Origin of the sequence: Kitasatospora sp. NPDC001309, assembly GCF_042896295.1 — a bacterium.
Taxonomy (GTDB): Bacteria; Actinomycetota; Actinomycetes; order Streptomycetales; family Streptomycetaceae; genus Kitasatospora.
The window spans coordinates 212,627-227,861 of sequence record NZ_JBIAXC010000004.1 but is presented as its reverse complement, the minus strand read 5'-3'; the positions used below and the strand labels follow the sequence as shown (position 1 = coordinate 227,861).

Genomic DNA, 15,235 nt, shown 5'->3' with positions numbered 1-15,235 from the left:
GATCGGCCGGTGAGCGGCGCCGACCCCCGACGAAAGTCGAGGGTGCCGACGTCCGGGAGGAGGGGGTGCCGCGCCGCCGTCCGCCCGTAGCATTCGAGCGGGTGGACGGGACCGGGCGGGGAGGAGCTCCATGCGCACAGGCCTGCTCGGCTGGTACGGCCCGGACCACCGGCCCTGGGCCGACAGCCTGTTGCTGCTCGGGATCCTCGGGCTCGCCGTCGAGGAGGGCGTCTTCCAGTGGCTGCACCTCGACGGCCCGCTGCGCCTGCCCCGGGTGGCGGTGGCCGTGCTCGCCGCGCTCTCGCTGCTGCTCGCCCGCCGTCACCCCGTCGCCTCGGCCGTCCTGCCGGTGCTCACCGGCGGGCTGCTCAACCGGGCCTTCCCGGGCTTGATCAGCGTCTACTACCTGGCCTCCCTCGGCCGGGTCGGTCCGGCGGCGGCCGGCGGCGCGGTGATCGCCGTGGGCAGCGCGATCACTGCGGACTCGCTGGTCGGCTGGGCCGGCACGACCGGTTCCCAACTCCTCCTCCAGGCGGCCACCTTGTCCTTCGGGCTGTGGCTGCACGGCCGCCGGGTGCTGATCCGGACGCTGCACGCCCAGGTCGAAACCCTGCGGCGGGAGCGGGAGTTGCGCGCCGAGCAGGCCCGCTCCGCCGAACGCTCCCGGATCGCCCGGGAGATGCACGACGTGCTGGCCCACCGGCTGAGCCTGCTGGTGCTGCACGCCGGAGTGCTGCGCGACCAGGCCCGGGCCGGGACCGTCGCCGCCGACCCGGACCGGCTCACCCACCGTCTCGAACTCCTGCGCACCACCGCCGCCCGCTCGCTCGACGACCTGCGCGACGTCCTGGGCGCCCTGCGCGCCGAACCGCCGGAGCGGGCCGCCGCCGAGGCCGACGTGCCCGTACCGTCCGGGGAGTGGTCCGCGCCGTTCGGGTCGTCGACCGGGGCGCTGTCCGTCCCGTTGTCCGGCCGGTCGTCCGTCCCGTTGTCCGTCCCGTTGTCCGGCCCGCCTCCCGTCCTGCCGCCTGTCCCGGCACCTGCGCTGCGCGACCTCACCGACCTGATCGACGAGGCGAACCAGGCCGGGCAGCTGGTCGAACTCGCCCTGGCGGGAGACCCGGAGGCTGTGCCCACCACCCATCGGCTCGCCGTGCACCGGGTGGTCCAGGAGGCGCTGACCAACGCCCGCAAGCACGCCCACGCCGCGCCCGTCACCGTCCGGGTCGGCTACGGGGCACCGGCGACCACCGTCGAGGTCCGCAACGGCCCCGGAGGGACGACGCCGAATGGGCCGGTCTCGGGTGGCGGGTACGGGCTGGTGGGCCTCGGCGAACGGGTCGGCGCGCTGGGCGGCCACCTGGACGCCGGGCCGGACGGTGCCGGCGGCTTCCGGCTCTCCGCCCGGCTGCCCGCGCCGGACCGGCCGGCGCAGTCCGTGCCGCCATCCCACGCCGTGCCGCCACCCCACGCCGTGGCGCCGCCGGAGGTCCCGCCGCCGGAGGTCACGCCGTCGAGGCCCCCGTCACCGGAGCCGCCGTCGCCGAGGTCGCCGTCCCGGAAGAAGCCCCCGCAGCCGAAGGACACCGCATGATCCGCACGATGGTGGTCGACGACGACGCACTGGTGCGCCTCGGCCTGGTCGATCTCCTCGCCCAGGACCCGGCCCTGACCGTGGTCGCCGAGGCCGCCGACGGGCTGCAGGCCGTCGAGCTCGCCCGCGGCCGCCGGATCGACGTCGCGCTGATGGACATCCGGATGCCCCGCCTCGACGGGATCGCCGCGACCCGGCGGCTGCGCCAACTCCCCGACGCCCCGCGGGTCATCGCGCTCACCACCTTCGACCTGGACGAGTACGTGTACCAGGCGCTCGCCGCCGGGGCGGACGGCTTCCTGCTCAAGGACACCCCGCCCGCCGAGATCGCCCGCGCCGTCCACGTGGTCGCCGCCGGCCAGGGGATGCTGCACCCCGCCGCCGCGCGACGGCTGATCGACCGGTACCACCGGGTCGGCGCGCCGCGCTCCGTCGCCGCCCGGGGCAGGATCGCCGGGCTCACCCCGCGCGAGACCGACGTGTTGCGGGAGCTCGCCGACGGGCTGTCCAACGCCGAGATCGCGGGCGTCCTGGGGATGCGGGAGAGCACCGTCAAGGCGCACGTCAGTCGGATCCTGACCGCGCTCGGTGTGGCCAACCGGGTCCAGGCGGCGCTGCTCGCACGCGATGCGGGGCTCGTCGGGGACGGCGCCTGACCGCGGGCGCTCGGGAGGGCAGGGCGGGGCGCAGCGTCGGACGGTGTTCACACGGATGTTCCCCGGGCGTCGGTCCAGGTGTCGCCGCGGGCTTCCCTGAGCCGTCGCGTGCCTCCGGTTGGTACCGCCCGCTGAGCCGCTGTCACCCATCCGGCGTGGAAATGCCGTGCCTTGGCGGTTTGCGCTGCCGAACCCGGGCGGCGGGTCCATGGTGGAGATGGGCGCGATCCGGCGACCGTGCCCGCGCGTCGATCCGGGCCCGCCCGCCGAGCGCCCGCCGCTTCCGCCGACGGGTGCCCGGCACCGGGGCCCGTACCGGCACGCTGGGAGCAGGGCCACCTCGCAGGAAACCGAACGGTTCTTCTAGGCTCACATCTCGGCTTCCCTGCGGCGGTCCGGCCCTTGCGCCCGCCACCAGGAAGCCGCCGTCCACGGGGCTCCGGGCGGAACCGGGGCCACCGGATCGAGCGAGGAGGACGCAGATGCCAAGCACGCCGCCCAACCGTTCCACCGCACTTGGACCAGACGGGCCGTTCCGACGGGCCGTCCGGCCCCCCGGCCGACCGGCGCGGTCCGGCCGGGCCTGGCACCCGGGCGGGGGCGGTCGGCCGGTGCGGCCGCTGAATACCGGCTGCGGCCGCGGAGGCGAGCGTTGAGTCCCCAGATCGTCGGGTCGCCGGCCGCACCGGGCAGCGCCGCGGAACCCGACCGCGTACCCGTGACCGTTCCCGCCGCGGCCGACGGTGAGGCCCTGGTCGCCCTGGGCGGTTCCGCCAAGGTCGGTTCGTCCACCGTTGGTTCGTCCACCGTTGGTTCCGCTGTCGAGAGCCCGCCGGTCGCGACGTCCACGACCGGTGCCGCGGTCAGGCCCGGTGCTACGGCCGCGTCGGTGGCCGCGGTGAAGGTCGATGCCACGGCGAAGTCCGGTGTGATGGCGAAGTCCAGTGCGGTGGCGGTCGGATCCGCCGGCGCTGTTGCCGCTGTCGCCGCCGGTGCCGCTGCGACGAGCATCACCGCTGCGCTGCCCGGACTGCCGCAGGCGCTCAGCACCCGGGCCCGTACCCTCGCCGGCGCGGTCCGGCGGCGGTGCGCGGACCTGGCCCGGATCGAATCGCCGAGTGGTGACGCGCCCCGACTCGACGCGCTCGCCGAGGAGTTGGAGTCCGGATTCCGGGCCACCGGGGCAACCGCCCGCCGTGAACCCGGACCGGCCGGTGACCACCTGGTGCTGGAGTGGGAGGGGCGGGACGAGACCCTGCCCCACCTGCTGATCGTGGGGCACCACGACACCGTCTGGCCCGCCGGCACCCTGGCGGACTGGCCGGTGACCGAGCAGGACGGGCGGCTCACCGGGCCCGGGGTGGTCGACATGAAGGGCGGACTCGCCGTCCTGGAGGGCGCCTTGGCGCTGCTCGCCGACCTGGGGCAGCGGCCGCACCGCACCGTACGGCTGGTCGTGGTGTCCGACGAGGAGGTCGGCAGTCCGGACGGGCGTGGCCTGGTCGAGCGCCAACTGCGGGGCGCGGCGGCCGTCCTGGGACTGGAGCCGCCGCATCCGGACGGCCGGTTGAAGACCGCCCGGCGCGGCAGTACCCGGGTGCGGCTCACCGTCACCGGCCGGGAGGCCCACGCGGGCAACGACGCCCACGACGGGGTGTCGGCGGTGGACGAGCTGGTCGACCAGCTGGTGCTCGTCCGCGACCTCGCGGGCCAGCCCGGTACGGAGCTCAACACCGGTCGGATCAGCGGGGGTTCACGGGCGAACGTGGTCGCCGGACGGGCCGAGGCGGAGCTCGGCCTGCGCTTCTCCACCACCGAGGCGCAGCGCCGCACGCTCGACAACCTCGCGCGGCTGACCGCGTTGCGGCCGGGCGCGCGGGTGCGGACGGAGGTGCTGTCCAGCCGGCCGGCCTGGCCCGAGCGCACCGGTAACCCACTGCTCAGGCACGTGCGTTCGCTCGCCGCGGTGCTCGGGCAGCAGCTCGACGGCGCCCCGGCCGGCGGTGCCGGGGACACCAACCTGCCCGGCTCGCGCGGTCTGCCGACGCTGGACGGGTTCGGCGCGGTCGGCGCCGGCGCCCACGCCCGGCACGAGTACATCAAGCTGGACCAGCTCGCGCCGCGGATCGCCCTGCTGGCGGCGCTGCTCGCGGTGCCGCTGCCGCGACTGCGGGACCGCGCGGAGGGGTGACCCTCGGTGGCTGACGGCTGACGGCTGACAGGTAACAGCGAACAGATAACAGCGAACAGATAACAGCTGACAGATTTCAGATTCTGTCAGCTGTTATCTGTTGTCTGTCTTCTGTTCGCCGCCCCTCGGCCTGCCCCTCGCTCCCTGCCCCTCGCGCCCGCCCATTCGTCGGCGTCCCTTGCCATCCCTCCGTCCCGCCGCGCAGAATGGTACCGACCGAACGGTCAGTCGGTTCGCTCCCTGCCGCCCAGGCCGGGGAGCCGGGAAGCCGGAGCAGGAACACGAGAGGGGACCGTGGTGACAACAGAGGTGGAAGAGGCGGTCCCCGCGCAGACGCCGGAGGACCGGTTCGACGCGGTGATCGCCGCCGAGCAGCGGATCGAGCCCCGGGACTGGATGCCCGACGCCTACCGGGCCACCCTGATCCGCCAGATCGCCCAGCACGCCCACTCCGAGATCATCGGCATGCAGCCCGAGGGCAACTGGCTCACCCGGGCCCCCTCGCTGCGCCGCAAGGCGATCCTGCTCGCCAAGGCCCAGGACGAGGCGGGCCACGGCCTCTACCTCTACGCCGCCGCCGAGACCCTCGGGGTCGACCGTGCCGAGCTCACCGAGAAGCTGATCAGCGGCCGCCAGAAGTACTCCTCGATCTTCAACTACCCCACCCTCACCTTCGCCGACGTCGGCGTGATCGGCTGGCTGGTGGACGGCGCCGCGATCTGCAACCAGGTCCCGCTCTGCCGCTGCAGCTACGGTCCGTACGCCCGCGCGATGGTGCGGGTCTGCAAGGAGGAGTCCTTCCACCAGCGCCAGGGCTACGAGCTCCTGATGACCCTGATGCGCGGTACCGAGGGCCAGCGCCGGATGGTCCAGGACGCGGTCGACCGCTGGTGGTGGCCGTCGCTGATGATGTTCGGCCCGCCGGACGCCGACTCGCCGAACACCGCCCGCTCGATGGCCTGGCGGATCAAGCGCCACACCAACGACGAGCTCCGGCAGCGCTTCGTCGACATGACCGTCCCGCAGGCCGAGCACCTGGGCGTCACCCTCCCCGACCCCGAGCTGCGCCGGAACGAGGAGCGCGGCGGCTGGGACTTCGGCGAGCCGGACTGGTCCGAGCTGACCAGGGTCATCCGCGGGCAGGGCCCGTGCAACGCCCAGCGGGTCGACCGCCGCCGGGCCGCGCACGAGGAGGGCGCCTGGGTGCGCGAGGCGGCCGTCGCCTACGCCGCCAAGCGCGCCGCCGACGCCGGACACGCCGTCGATGCCGGACACGCCGCCGTCGCCGGACATGCCCCCGATGCCGGACACGCCGCGGCCGCCGAGCGGCCCACCCCCGAACAGGAGAACGAGAAGTGACCGAGTCCGAGGCAGGCCCCAAGGCCGGCTGGCCGCTGTACGAGGTGTTCGTGCGCCCCCGGCGCGGCCTGAACCACGTCCACGTCGGCTCGCTGCGCGCCGCTGACGACCGGATGGCGCTGCTCGCCGCCCGCGACCTGTACACCCGCCGCAACGAGGGCGTCAGCCTCTGGGTCGTCCGCTCGGACGCGATCACCGCCTCCACCCCGGACGAGCGCGACCCGTTCTTCGAGCCCAGCGGCGACAAGGTCTACCGCCACCCGACCTTCTACGACATCCCCGAGGATGTCCCGCACATCTGACGGGGGAGCCACCGTGCACGACCACACCACGTCCGCCACCGAGGACGACCACGTCTACCTCAGCCTCGCCGGGGCCACCCCCGGCCCCGAGGGCGAGGGCCGCTGGGCGTACGGGACGGGCTTCACCGACCCGCTGCTCGGCGTGGACACCGCCCTGCCCGCCGGCCTGGCCGGTGCCGACCTCGCCGCCTACTGCCAGATGCTCGGCGACGACGCCCTGGTGCTCTCCCAGCGGTTGATCGAGTGGTGCACCCGGGCGCCCGAGCTGGAGGAGGAGGTCGCGCTCGCCAACCTGGGCCTGGACCTGCTCGGCCAGGCCCGGCTGCTGCTCACCCGGGCCGGCCAGGCGGACGGCTCCGGCCGCACCGAGGACGACCTGGCCTACTGGCGGGAGGACCACGAGTTCCGCAACGTCCGCCTGGTGGAGACCCCGAACGGCGACTTCGCGCACTCGATCGCCCGGCTGCTGCTGTTCGCCACCGCCCGCTGCGCGCTGTACGAGGCGCTGAGCGCCCACCCGGACCCGGTGCTGGCCGCGGTCGCGGCCCGGGGCGTCAAGGAACTCGCGTACCACCGCGAGTACGCCACGGCCTGGACGCTGCGCCTCGGCGACGGCACGCCGTACTCGGCGGAGCGGATGCAGGCCGGGCTGGACGCCGTCTGGCCGCTGCTGGAGGAGCTGTTCACCGCGCACCCCGTGGAGCTGCGGGCCGGCGTCGACCCGGCCGGTCTGCGCGAACCGGTGCTGCGCGAGCTCGCCGCCGTCCTCGCCGAGGCCGGACTGACCGTGCCGGACCTCCCGCCGCTGGCCACCGTCCTGGGCCGGGCCGGCCGCGACGGGGTGCACACCGAGGCGCTCGGCCCGCTGCTCGCCGAGCTGCAGGTGGTGGCGCGCGCCCACCCGGGGGCGACGTGGTGACGGGCACCGCGGACACCGTCCGCGAGAGGGCCTGGTCGGTGGCCGCGGCCGTCCCGGACCCGGAGCTGCCCATGCTCACCCTGGCCGACCTGGGTGTGCTCGCCGGGGTCGAGGTGGACGACGGCAGCGGTACGGTGACGGCCTGGCTGACGCCGACCTACTCGGGCTGCCCGGCCGTCGCCGAGATGGCCGCCGACGTCGACCGCCGGCTGCGCTCCGCCGGGTACCCGGACGTCCGGGTGCGGCTGCGGCTGGACCCGCCGTGGTCCACCGACCTGATCACCGCCGAGGGCCGCCGCAAGCTCGCCGAGGCGGGCATCGCCCCGCCGCGCCCGACCTCGGCCCTCGCGCCCCGCCCCGGGCCGGTCCCGCTCACCCTCGGCGCCACCCGCACGGGCGCCGCGGCCCCCGTGCCCTGCCCGCACTGCGGGGGCGCCGACACGGAGGAGCTGTCCCGCTTCGGCTCCACCGCCTGCAAGGCGCTCTGGCGCTGCCGCGCCTGCCGCGAGCCGTTCGAACGCGTCAAGGAGATCTGAATGCCCGCCGCGACCCCTGTGACGGACCCCGTCCGCCCGGCCCGTCGGCCGAGCTTCCACCGGCTGCGGATCGAGCGGGTGGAGCGGCTCTGCGAGGACGCCGTGGCGGTGACCTTCGCGGTGCCGGACGCCCTGGCGGACGAGTTCGCGTTCCGCCCCGGCCAGACCCTGACCCTGCGCAAGCTGGTGGACGGCACCGACGAGCGCCGCTCGTACTCGATCTGCGCGCCCGTCGGCGGCCCGCTGCGGATCGCCGTCCGCGAGGTGCCCGGCGGGCTGTTCTCGCGCTGGCTGGTGCGCGAGGCCCGGCCCGGCGAGGAGGTCGAGGTGCTGACCCCGTCCGGCCTGTTCTCCCCCGAACTCGGCGTCCCCGCCGATCACGTGCTGCTCGCGGCGGGTTCCGGCATCACCCCGATGCTGTCGATCGCCGCCTCCGTGCTGGCCGCCGACCGCCGTTCCACCGTCACCCTGCTCTACGGCAACCGGCGCAGCGACACCGTGATGTTCGCGGACGAGCTGGCCGACCTCAAGGACCGCTACCTCGGCCGGTTCCAGCTGGTCCACGTGCTCTCCCGGGAGAGCAGGGACGCCGAACTGCTCAGCGGCCGGCTGGACCCGGAGCGGGTCCGGGCGCTGCTGGCGGCGCTGGTGGACGTCGACGCCGTCGGGCACTGGTGGCTGTGCGGGCCGTTCGGCATGGTCACCGGGGCGAAGGAACTGCTCGCCGACCTGGCCGTGCCCGGGGAACGGGTGCACCAGGAACTGTTCCACGCCGAGGACGAGCCGCTCGCCGAGCGGGACGAGGACCTGGACGGCCCCGACGGCGCGGCCGGGGCCGAGGCCGGCGAGCGCAGCGAGGTCACCGTCGTCCTCGACGGCCGCGGCAGCACCCTCACCCTCCCGCGCGACCGCTCGATCCTGGACGGCGCCCAGCGCTCCCGCCCCGACCTGCCCTTCGCCTGCAAGGGCGGGGTGTGCGGCACCTGCCGGGCCCTGGTCACCGAGGGAGAGGTGGAGATGCGCCGCAACTTCGCGCTGGAGGAGAAGGAACTGGCGGCCGGCTACGTCCTCACCTGCCAGGCCCGGCCGGTCACCGACCGGGTCACCGTCGACTACGACCGCTGACCCGGGCCGTCAGGCGGGGACGGCGGCGGGGACGGGAACGGGGACGGGTACGGTCCCGCGCTCGGCCGCCCCAGCCGCCCCGGCCGCCCCGACCCGATCGTCCAGGCCGGCCCGACCGGCCCGCCCGGTCGGGTCCCCGAGCAGCTCGACCAGGTCGTTGACGGCGGCGCGGCCCGCCCGGTTGGCGCCGATGGTGCTGGCGGACGGCCCGTAGCCGACCAGGTGGACGCGCGGGTCGGCGGTGGCGCGGGTGCCGGTGAGCGCGATGCCGCCGCCGGGGGAGCGCAGGCCGAGCGGGGCGAGGTGGCCGACCTCGGGGCGGAAACCGGTCGCCCAGACGATCGCGTCCACTGCCAACTCCTGGTCGCCCCAGGCGACTCCGTGCTCGGTGAGCCGGTCGAACATCGGGCGGCGGTGCAGCGCCCCCAGCTCCTCGGCGCGGCGGTAGGCGACGGACGGGCCGAGGCCGGTCACGCTCACCACGCTGCGCACCGGCAGGCCCTGGCGGACCCGCTCCTCGACCTTGGCGACCACCGCGCGCCCGTACTCGGGGGTGAACGGGCCCTCGTGGAAGACGGGTTCGGAACGGGTGACCCAGACCGTCTCGCCGACCGCGGCCACCTCGGACAGCACCTGGATCGCCGAGGCGCCGCCGCCCACCACCAGGACGCGCCGGCCCGCGAACTCCTCGGGGCCGCGGTACTCGGCGTAGTGCAGCTGACGGCCCGCGAAGTGGCCGGGGTAGTGGGGGAGGAACGGGCGGGTCCAGGTGCCGGTGGCGTTGATCAGCGCGCGGGTGGACCAGGTGCCGCGGTCGGTCTCGATCAGCAGCCGGGAGTCGGGGCGCTCGGACTCGGCGTGTACGGCGCGCACCGCGACCGGGCGCACGACCGGGAGCGCGTGCCGGGTCTCGTACGCCGTGAAGTACCCCGGCACGACCTCCCGCGCGCGGGCCTCCGGGTCGGGTGCCGGGAGCTCGGCGTCCGGGAGGTCGTGGAAGCCGTGCACGGTGGCCATCCGCAGGGACGGCGAGCGGTGGGCCCAGGCGCCGCCCGGGGCGGGGTTGGCGTCGAGCACGACGAAGCCGCCGTCGACTCCCGCCCGGTAGGGGGCGAAGCCGCGGCGGCCGAGGTGGTAGGCGGCGGACAGTCCGGCCTGTCCGGCACCCACCACCAGGACGTCCACGCGCCGCGCGCCGGTTTCGTCCGTCGCCCCTGTCGCCCCTGCTCCACCTGTTGCACCTGTTGCACCTGTTGCACCGTAAACAGTCACGCACGTGAAACATCGGGGTGGCGGTGGCTGTTCCCGAGCGGAGCGGCGCGGTCAGGTCCGTGGTGAGGTGCTGGGCCTCAGCCGATCGGCGAGATCACCGCGGCGGTACCGTACGCGCAGACCTCGGTGCCGACGTCCGCCGCCTCCGTCACGTCGAAGCGCATCATCAGGACGGCGTTGCCGCCGCGCGCCTTGGTCTGCTCGATCAGCCGCTGCATCGCCTCGTTGCGGCTCTCGACCAGGGTCTTCGTCAGACCCCGCAGCTCGCCGCCGATCAGCGACTTGAGCCCGGCACCGATCTGGCTGCCGATGTGGCGGCTGCGCACGGTCAGCCCGAAGACCTCGCCGATCACGTGGTCGACCCGGAAGCCGGGGATGTCGTTGGTGGTCACGACCATGACGTCGGCGTTCGGGCCCTGCCCGCCGCCGTACTCGTTGATGTCAGCCATGGGGGCCATCCTGCCGGTGTCGTGCGTCCGGGTGACAGAGGCGCGGCCGGGCGGTGGCCGAGAAGCTCTCCGGAAGCTGGTACGGACCGGTGATCGGGCGGCCGAAAAGCCGTACCGTAGCCCCATGGGCGAGCGAAGCGATCATCCGCAGGGGCCGGGCGCGGCAGAGTACTCCGGCGCGCCGGAGATCGAGGCGACGGTGGTGCTGGGCCTGCGGATCAATGACTGGCCGGCGCTGCGCGCGGCCGCGATCAGGGCCGTCGAGGAGTTGGACTTCGACGGCGTCGACCCGGCCGGCCAGCGCCGTGAACTGCTGCGCGAGGTGGCCGAGGACGCCAACGCGGCGCTCGGCGCGCTGCTCCACCCGGACCGGCTGGTGGCCGCCATTCCCGGGGTCGAGGCGATCGGCGGCACGCTGGAGATCAGCGTCACCGAGGACTTCACCCCGGACTTCGCCGAACTGTTCCCGCTGGACGGCGAGGACGAGGAAGGCGGCGCGGGCGCCGACTGGACCCTCACCCCGCGCACCGCCTGCCTGCTGCACGCCCAGCTGCTCGGCCTGGCCGATGCCGCCTACGACGACCTCGACGAGCACGGGGACGACCCGGTGGTCGACGGCGAGGACGTCGACTGGACGGTCTTCGCCCGGCTGCCGCAGCGCACTTGGCGGCTCCACCGGAACTGGCGGCGCACCATGGCGCGGGCCTTCGACGACCTGGCCGACGACCTCGCGCTCGGCGAATGGCCGCTGCCGCGCTGCCTCGCCGATGAGATCGCGCTGCGGATGGCCCTGGTGGACGCCCGGACGCTGCTGGGCTCCCAACCCGAGTCGGTGGCCGACATGATGGGCGACCTGCCCGCCGACCTGTACGACTACGACTGGGACGGCTGCCACGACGAACTGTTCGGCGTCTTCGGGCCGGACGACGGCGACCCGGAGCTCGGCGCGGAGCAGCGCACCGAACTGCTGCTGGCCGCGACGCACCCCGAGGGCTGGTTCCTGATGTACGAGGACGCCGAGGAGCGGGACCCGCAGCGCGGCTACCGGCGCTGAGCGGGCGGCCGGGCCTGTCCGGCGGACCTTGCCGGGCGGGATGCGTCGGACCGGCCCTAGGCTGCGGGCATGTCCGATGTGTCTGATGTGTTTGGGGTGTCCGGTGTGCGCGGTGCGTCCTCGGCGGAGTCGGGTCCGGACGAGTCGGCGCTCGGCCGGATCGCGCTCGGACTGGACGGCGTGCGGGCGGCGCAGCGCGGGCGGACCGCCGAGGCGCGGGCCAGCTTCGAGGCCCTCTGGGAGGAACTGGGCGAGCGGGACGTCTTCCACCGCTGCGTCCTGGCGCACTATCTGGCCGACCTCCAGGACGACCCCCGGGCCGAACTGGAGTGGGACCGGCGGGCCCTCGCGGCCGCCGACTCGCTGACCGCCGAGCGCGCCCGGACCTACGACTCCGCGCTCCAGGTACGGGCCTTCTATCCGTCGCTGCACCTCAACCTGGCCTCCGACCACCTCAAGCTCGGGGAGCCGGATCTCGCGCGCGAACAGCTGGAACGGGCGGTCCGGAGCCTGGACGCCCTGCCGGAGGACGCCTACAGCGCCGGGATCCGGGCGGCGGTGGACGAACTGCGGCAGCGGCTGCGCTGAATCCGGCCGGCCCGCCCCCGTGCCCTCGGGGCGCGCCCGAGGGCACGGGGGCGGGCCGGGGCGGTGGTGGCGGGGCTGGCATGCTGGACGGGTGACTTCTCCGTTCGATGACCCGGCCCCCGCTCCCGCCCCCGGCGACGCTCCCGACCCCGAGGACCGCGACGCGCGGCCGCAGTACGTGCTGCCGCTGCTGGTCCGACTGGAGAAGGCCACGCCGCCCGGGCGCACGGACGCGCTGGAGACCTCGGCGCGGGCGGTGCTGACCCTGCTCGCCGACCCCCGGGTGACCGAGGTGGACGGGGAGTGGGCGGAGCGGGTCGCGGCCTGGGAGGACGCCCGGATCCGCAAGGTGGTCCGGCGGGCCCGGGGCGGGGAGTGGCGCCGGGCCGGGGAACTGCCCGGCATCACGGTGCGGGGGCGGGAGGCCGAGGTGCGGGTGTTCCCGCCGGTCCCGCTGGACGGCTGGCCGAAGGACCTCGCGAAGTTGCAGGTCTCCGGTACGGAGCTGGAGGAGACCGCCGAGGTCGGCGCGCCCGCGCCGGGGCTGCCGGTGCTGTGGGTCAACCCGGAGCTGGAGATGAGCGCGGGCAAGACCATGGCCCAGACCGGCCACGCGGCGCAGCTCGCCTGGTGGCGGCTGGACGAGGCGCAGCGCAAGGAGTGGGCGGAGTCGGGCTTCGCGCTCGCCGTCCGCACGGCGGAGCCGGGGGCGTGGGAGGAACTGGTCCGCAGCGAACTGCCGGTGGTCCGGGACGCGGGCTTCACGGAGATCGCCCCCGGGCCGACCGTCGTTTTCGAAGGCGGCGAGCGCTACTGCCCCACCCTGCGCTTTCGGCGCCCGTGAACGCGGCACGCTGACCCCGCCACGGGATGTCGTCACCCGGGGTACCGAGTCCGGGGCACCGAGCCCGGGAGACGAATCCGGGGAACAGAGCCCGGGAGACCGAATCCGGGGAACCGGTACCGGGATCAGGCCGTGACGAGTTCCTTCCCGCGGTCCGGCGTCCTGGCCTTGGGCTTCCGGTTCGGCAGCGAGAGCCGGAAGACCTTGTGCCACGCGGAGAACACCTGCTTGGGCAGCGGCCCGGTGACGTACTCCAGCTCGTACTTCTCGAACAGGGCGCGCACCTTCACCGCGACCTCGGCGTACCGGTTGCTCGGCAGGTCGGGGAACAGGTGGTGCTCGATCTGGTGGGACAGGTTGCCGCTCATGAAGTGCATGGCCCTGCTGCCGCTGATGTTCGCCGAGCCCATCATCTGGCGCAGGTACCACTGGCCGCGCGTCTCGCCGTTGATCGACTGCCGCTCGAAGACCTGTACGCCCTCGGGGAAGTGCCCGCACATGATCACCGAGTGGGTCCAGATGTTGCGGACCAGGTTCGCGGTGAACGTGGCGGCGAGCGTGGTGAGGAACGACGGGCCCGACAGCAGCGGGTGGATCACGTAGTCCTTGAGCACCTGCTTGCGGATTTTGCGGCCCACGGCCCTGGCCCGCGCGCGGAACTCCGGGTTCCTGCGGCGGTCCTTGCGCAGGTTCTTGCCGAGCTCCAGGTCGTACGCCGCGATGCCGTACTCGAAGAAGCAGGCGTTGACGAGGTTCCACAGCGGCTGGCCGAGGTGGAACGGGTGCCACTTCTGGTCCTCGTCGACGCGCATGATGCCGTAGCCGAGGTCGTTGTCCTTGCCGATCACGTTGGTGTACGTGTGGTGCAGCTCGTTGTGCGAGTGCTTCCACTGGTCGGACGGCGAGACGTGGTCCCACTCCCAGGTGGTGGAGTGGATCTTCGGGTCCCGCATCCAGTCCCACTGGCCGTGCAGGACGTTGTGGCCGATCTCCATGTTGTCCATGATCTTCGCCACCGACAGGCCGGCGGTGCCCAGCACCCACGCGGGCGGGAAGATCGAGAACAGCAGCACGCCCCTGCTGGCCAGTTCGAGCTTGCGCTGCGTCGAGATGACCTTGCGGATGTAGGCGGCGTCCTTCTCGCCGCGGTCGGCGATCACCTCGTCGCGGATCGCGTCCAGCTCGCGGCCGAGCTCCTCGATCTGCTCCGCGGTCAGGTGGGCGGTGGGGTCGATGGCGGTCAAGGTGCGTCTACCGTTCGATGTCGCAGGGGCCCGCCGCGGCGGACACGCAGGTCTGGATGAGGACGCCCGGCTCGGCCTCGGTGATCTCGCCGGTGCGCAGGTCGCGGACGGCGCCCGCCTTGAGCGGCGTGACGCAGCCGAAGCAGATGCCCATGCGGCACCCGGAGGGCATGAGCACACCGGCCTCCTCGCCGACGTCCAGCAGCGGCGTGGCGCCGTCCGCCTCGACGGTCCTGCCGGTGGTGCTGAACGTGACCTCGCCACCGCCACCGCCACCGCCACCGCCACTGCCACCGTTGCCGGAGACGGCGATGCGGGGGCGGAAGCGTTCGGTGTGCAGGCGCTCCCGGACGCCCTGCTCGCTCCAGTGCCGCTCCGCGGCGTCGAGCAGGCCCGCGGGGCCGCAGGCCCAGGTCTCGCGCTCGGCCCAGTCGGGCACGAGCTCACCGAGACGGGCGATGTCGAGTGTGCCGTCCGTGGCGGTGTGCACCTCGGTGAGGCGCAGCTTCCCGTCCGCGACCAGGCCGTGCAGTTCGTCGCGGAAGATCACGTCCTGCGGCCGCGGCGCGCAGTGGACCATGACGACGTCGTCCAACTCGATGTCGCGCAGCATGCCCATCACGGGCGTGATGCCGCTGCCGGCCGTCAGGTAGAGCACCTTGGCGGGCCTGGTGGGCGGCAGGACGAAGTCACCGGTCGGCTGGTCGAGCTGGACCAGCGTGCCCGGTGCCACCCCACGGACCAGGTGGTTGCTGACCTTGCCGTCCGGGATCGCCTTCACGGTGATCGTGATGCGGCCGTCCCGGCGGTTCGTCGGTGAGGTGACGGAGTAGGCGCGCCACAGGCGCCTCCCGTCGACGTCGACCCCGATCCGCACGTACTGACCGGCCGTGTGGCCGCGCCAGCCCCGGCCCGGCCTGATCACGACGGTCGCGGCGTCACCCGTCTCGGGGTGCACGGCCTCGATGCGCCCCCGCAGGTCGGCGCCCGCACGCAGCGGGCTGACCAGGTCGAGGTAGTCCGACGGCAGCAGTGGCGTCGTGACCATCTCCAGCAGTTTCCAGGCCCTGCTGCGGAGGGCTGCACTCGTCATGACTCCAGC

Annotated in this window: 15 protein-coding genes; 11 read left to right on the top strand and 4 right to left on the bottom strand. The window is 74.2% G+C overall.

Features of this window, described 5'->3' with window-relative positions; all coding sequences use genetic code 11:
• Positions 1-130 precede the first annotated feature (130 nt).
• The 8 genes from ACFY2K_RS06345 (at position 131) to paaE (ending at position 8,682) form a co-directional block, all read left to right on the top strand.
• The gene (locus ACFY2K_RS06345) at positions 131-1,594 is read left to right on the top strand and encodes a sensor histidine kinase (RefSeq protein ID WP_387709890.1); all 1,464 of its coding nucleotides are present in this window, start codon (positions 131-133) and stop codon (positions 1,592-1,594) included.
• A complete protein-coding gene (locus tag ACFY2K_RS06340) occupies positions 1,591-2,250 on the top strand; it encodes a response regulator (RefSeq protein ID WP_375890631.1) in 660 nt (219 codons plus the stop codon). Before ACFY2K_RS06345 ends, ACFY2K_RS06340 begins: the two co-directional genes overlap by 4 nt.
• A 718-nt stretch (positions 2,251-2,968) precedes the next feature.
• Positions 2,969-4,441, top strand: coding sequence for a M20 family metallopeptidase (locus tag ACFY2K_RS06335; protein ID WP_380520950.1), 1,473 nt, complete (start codon positions 2,969-2,971; stop codon positions 4,439-4,441).
• 297 nt (positions 4,442-4,738) lie between these two features.
• Positions 4,739-5,800, top strand: a complete 1,062-nt coding sequence (gene paaA, locus ACFY2K_RS06330) for a 1,2-phenylacetyl-CoA epoxidase subunit PaaA (RefSeq protein WP_387709888.1) — start codon at positions 4,739-4,741, stop codon at positions 5,798-5,800.
• A complete protein-coding gene (gene paaB / locus ACFY2K_RS06325; RefSeq protein WP_387709886.1) occupies positions 5,797-6,102 on the top strand; it encodes a 1,2-phenylacetyl-CoA epoxidase subunit PaaB in 306 nt (101 codons plus the stop codon). Before paaA ends, paaB begins: the two co-directional genes overlap by 4 nt.
• Positions 6,086-7,021: a 1,2-phenylacetyl-CoA epoxidase subunit PaaC gene (gene paaC / locus ACFY2K_RS06320; protein WP_387709884.1), complete on the top strand. Its 936-nt coding sequence runs from the start codon at positions 6,086-6,088 to the stop codon at positions 7,019-7,021. The genes paaB and paaC overlap by 17 nt, the downstream gene beginning before the upstream one ends.
• The gene (gene paaD, locus ACFY2K_RS06315; RefSeq protein WP_387709882.1) at positions 7,015-7,557 is read left to right on the top strand and encodes a 1,2-phenylacetyl-CoA epoxidase subunit PaaD; all 543 of its coding nucleotides are present in this window, start codon (positions 7,015-7,017) and stop codon (positions 7,555-7,557) included. Before paaC ends, paaD begins: the two co-directional genes overlap by 7 nt.
• Positions 7,558-8,682 carry a 1,2-phenylacetyl-CoA epoxidase subunit PaaE gene (paaE, locus tag ACFY2K_RS06310; RefSeq protein WP_387709880.1) on the top strand — a complete coding sequence of 375 codons (1,125 nt, stop codon included), beginning with the start codon at positions 7,558-7,560 and terminating at the stop codon, positions 8,680-8,682. It abuts the gene before it with no gap.
• A 9-nt stretch (positions 8,683-8,691) separates the two neighbouring features.
• Here the strand turns inward: paaE and ACFY2K_RS06305 are convergent, their stop codons facing one another.
• Both ACFY2K_RS06305 and ACFY2K_RS06300 read right to left on the bottom strand, forming a co-directional pair.
• Positions 8,692-9,867, bottom strand: coding sequence for an NAD(P)-binding domain-containing protein (locus tag ACFY2K_RS06305; RefSeq protein ID WP_387709878.1), 1,176 nt, complete (start codon positions 9,865-9,867; stop codon positions 8,692-8,694).
• Between the two features lie 164 nt (positions 9,868-10,031).
• A complete protein-coding gene (locus tag ACFY2K_RS06300) occupies positions 10,032-10,403 on the bottom strand; it encodes a YbjQ family protein (protein ID WP_375890615.1) in 372 nt (123 codons plus the stop codon).
• A 124-nt stretch (positions 10,404-10,527) separates the two neighbouring features.
• Here ACFY2K_RS06300 and ACFY2K_RS06295 point away from each other — a divergent pair, with 124 nt between their 5' ends.
• From ACFY2K_RS06295 to ACFY2K_RS06285, 3 genes are all read left to right on the top strand, one after another.
• Positions 10,528-11,457 (top strand): hypothetical protein, encoded by a 930-nt coding sequence (locus tag ACFY2K_RS06295; RefSeq protein ID WP_380520961.1) that lies wholly within the window; start codon positions 10,528-10,530, stop codon positions 11,455-11,457.
• A gap of 105 nt (positions 11,458-11,562) precedes the next feature.
• Complete coding sequence (locus ACFY2K_RS06290; protein WP_380591017.1) at positions 11,563-12,045, top strand: hypothetical protein; 483 nt, start codon at positions 11,563-11,565, stop codon at positions 12,043-12,045.
• Between the two features lie 91 nt (positions 12,046-12,136).
• On the top strand, positions 12,137-12,889 hold the full coding sequence (locus ACFY2K_RS06285) for a peptidyl-tRNA hydrolase (protein ID WP_380520964.1): 753 nt from the start codon (positions 12,137-12,139) through the stop codon (positions 12,887-12,889).
• 125 nt (positions 12,890-13,014) lie between these two features.
• Here ACFY2K_RS06285 and ACFY2K_RS06280 read toward each other — a convergent pair whose 3' ends face one another.
• A complete protein-coding gene (locus ACFY2K_RS06280; RefSeq protein ID WP_375890607.1) occupies positions 13,015-14,133 on the bottom strand; it encodes a fatty acid desaturase family protein in 1,119 nt (372 codons plus the stop codon).
• Positions 14,134-14,140: 7 nt separating this feature from the next.
• The gene (locus tag ACFY2K_RS06275) at positions 14,141-15,226 is read right to left on the bottom strand and encodes a ferredoxin reductase (RefSeq protein WP_380593358.1); all 1,086 of its coding nucleotides are present in this window, start codon (positions 15,224-15,226) and stop codon (positions 14,141-14,143) included.
• Positions 15,227-15,235 lie beyond the last annotated feature (9 nt).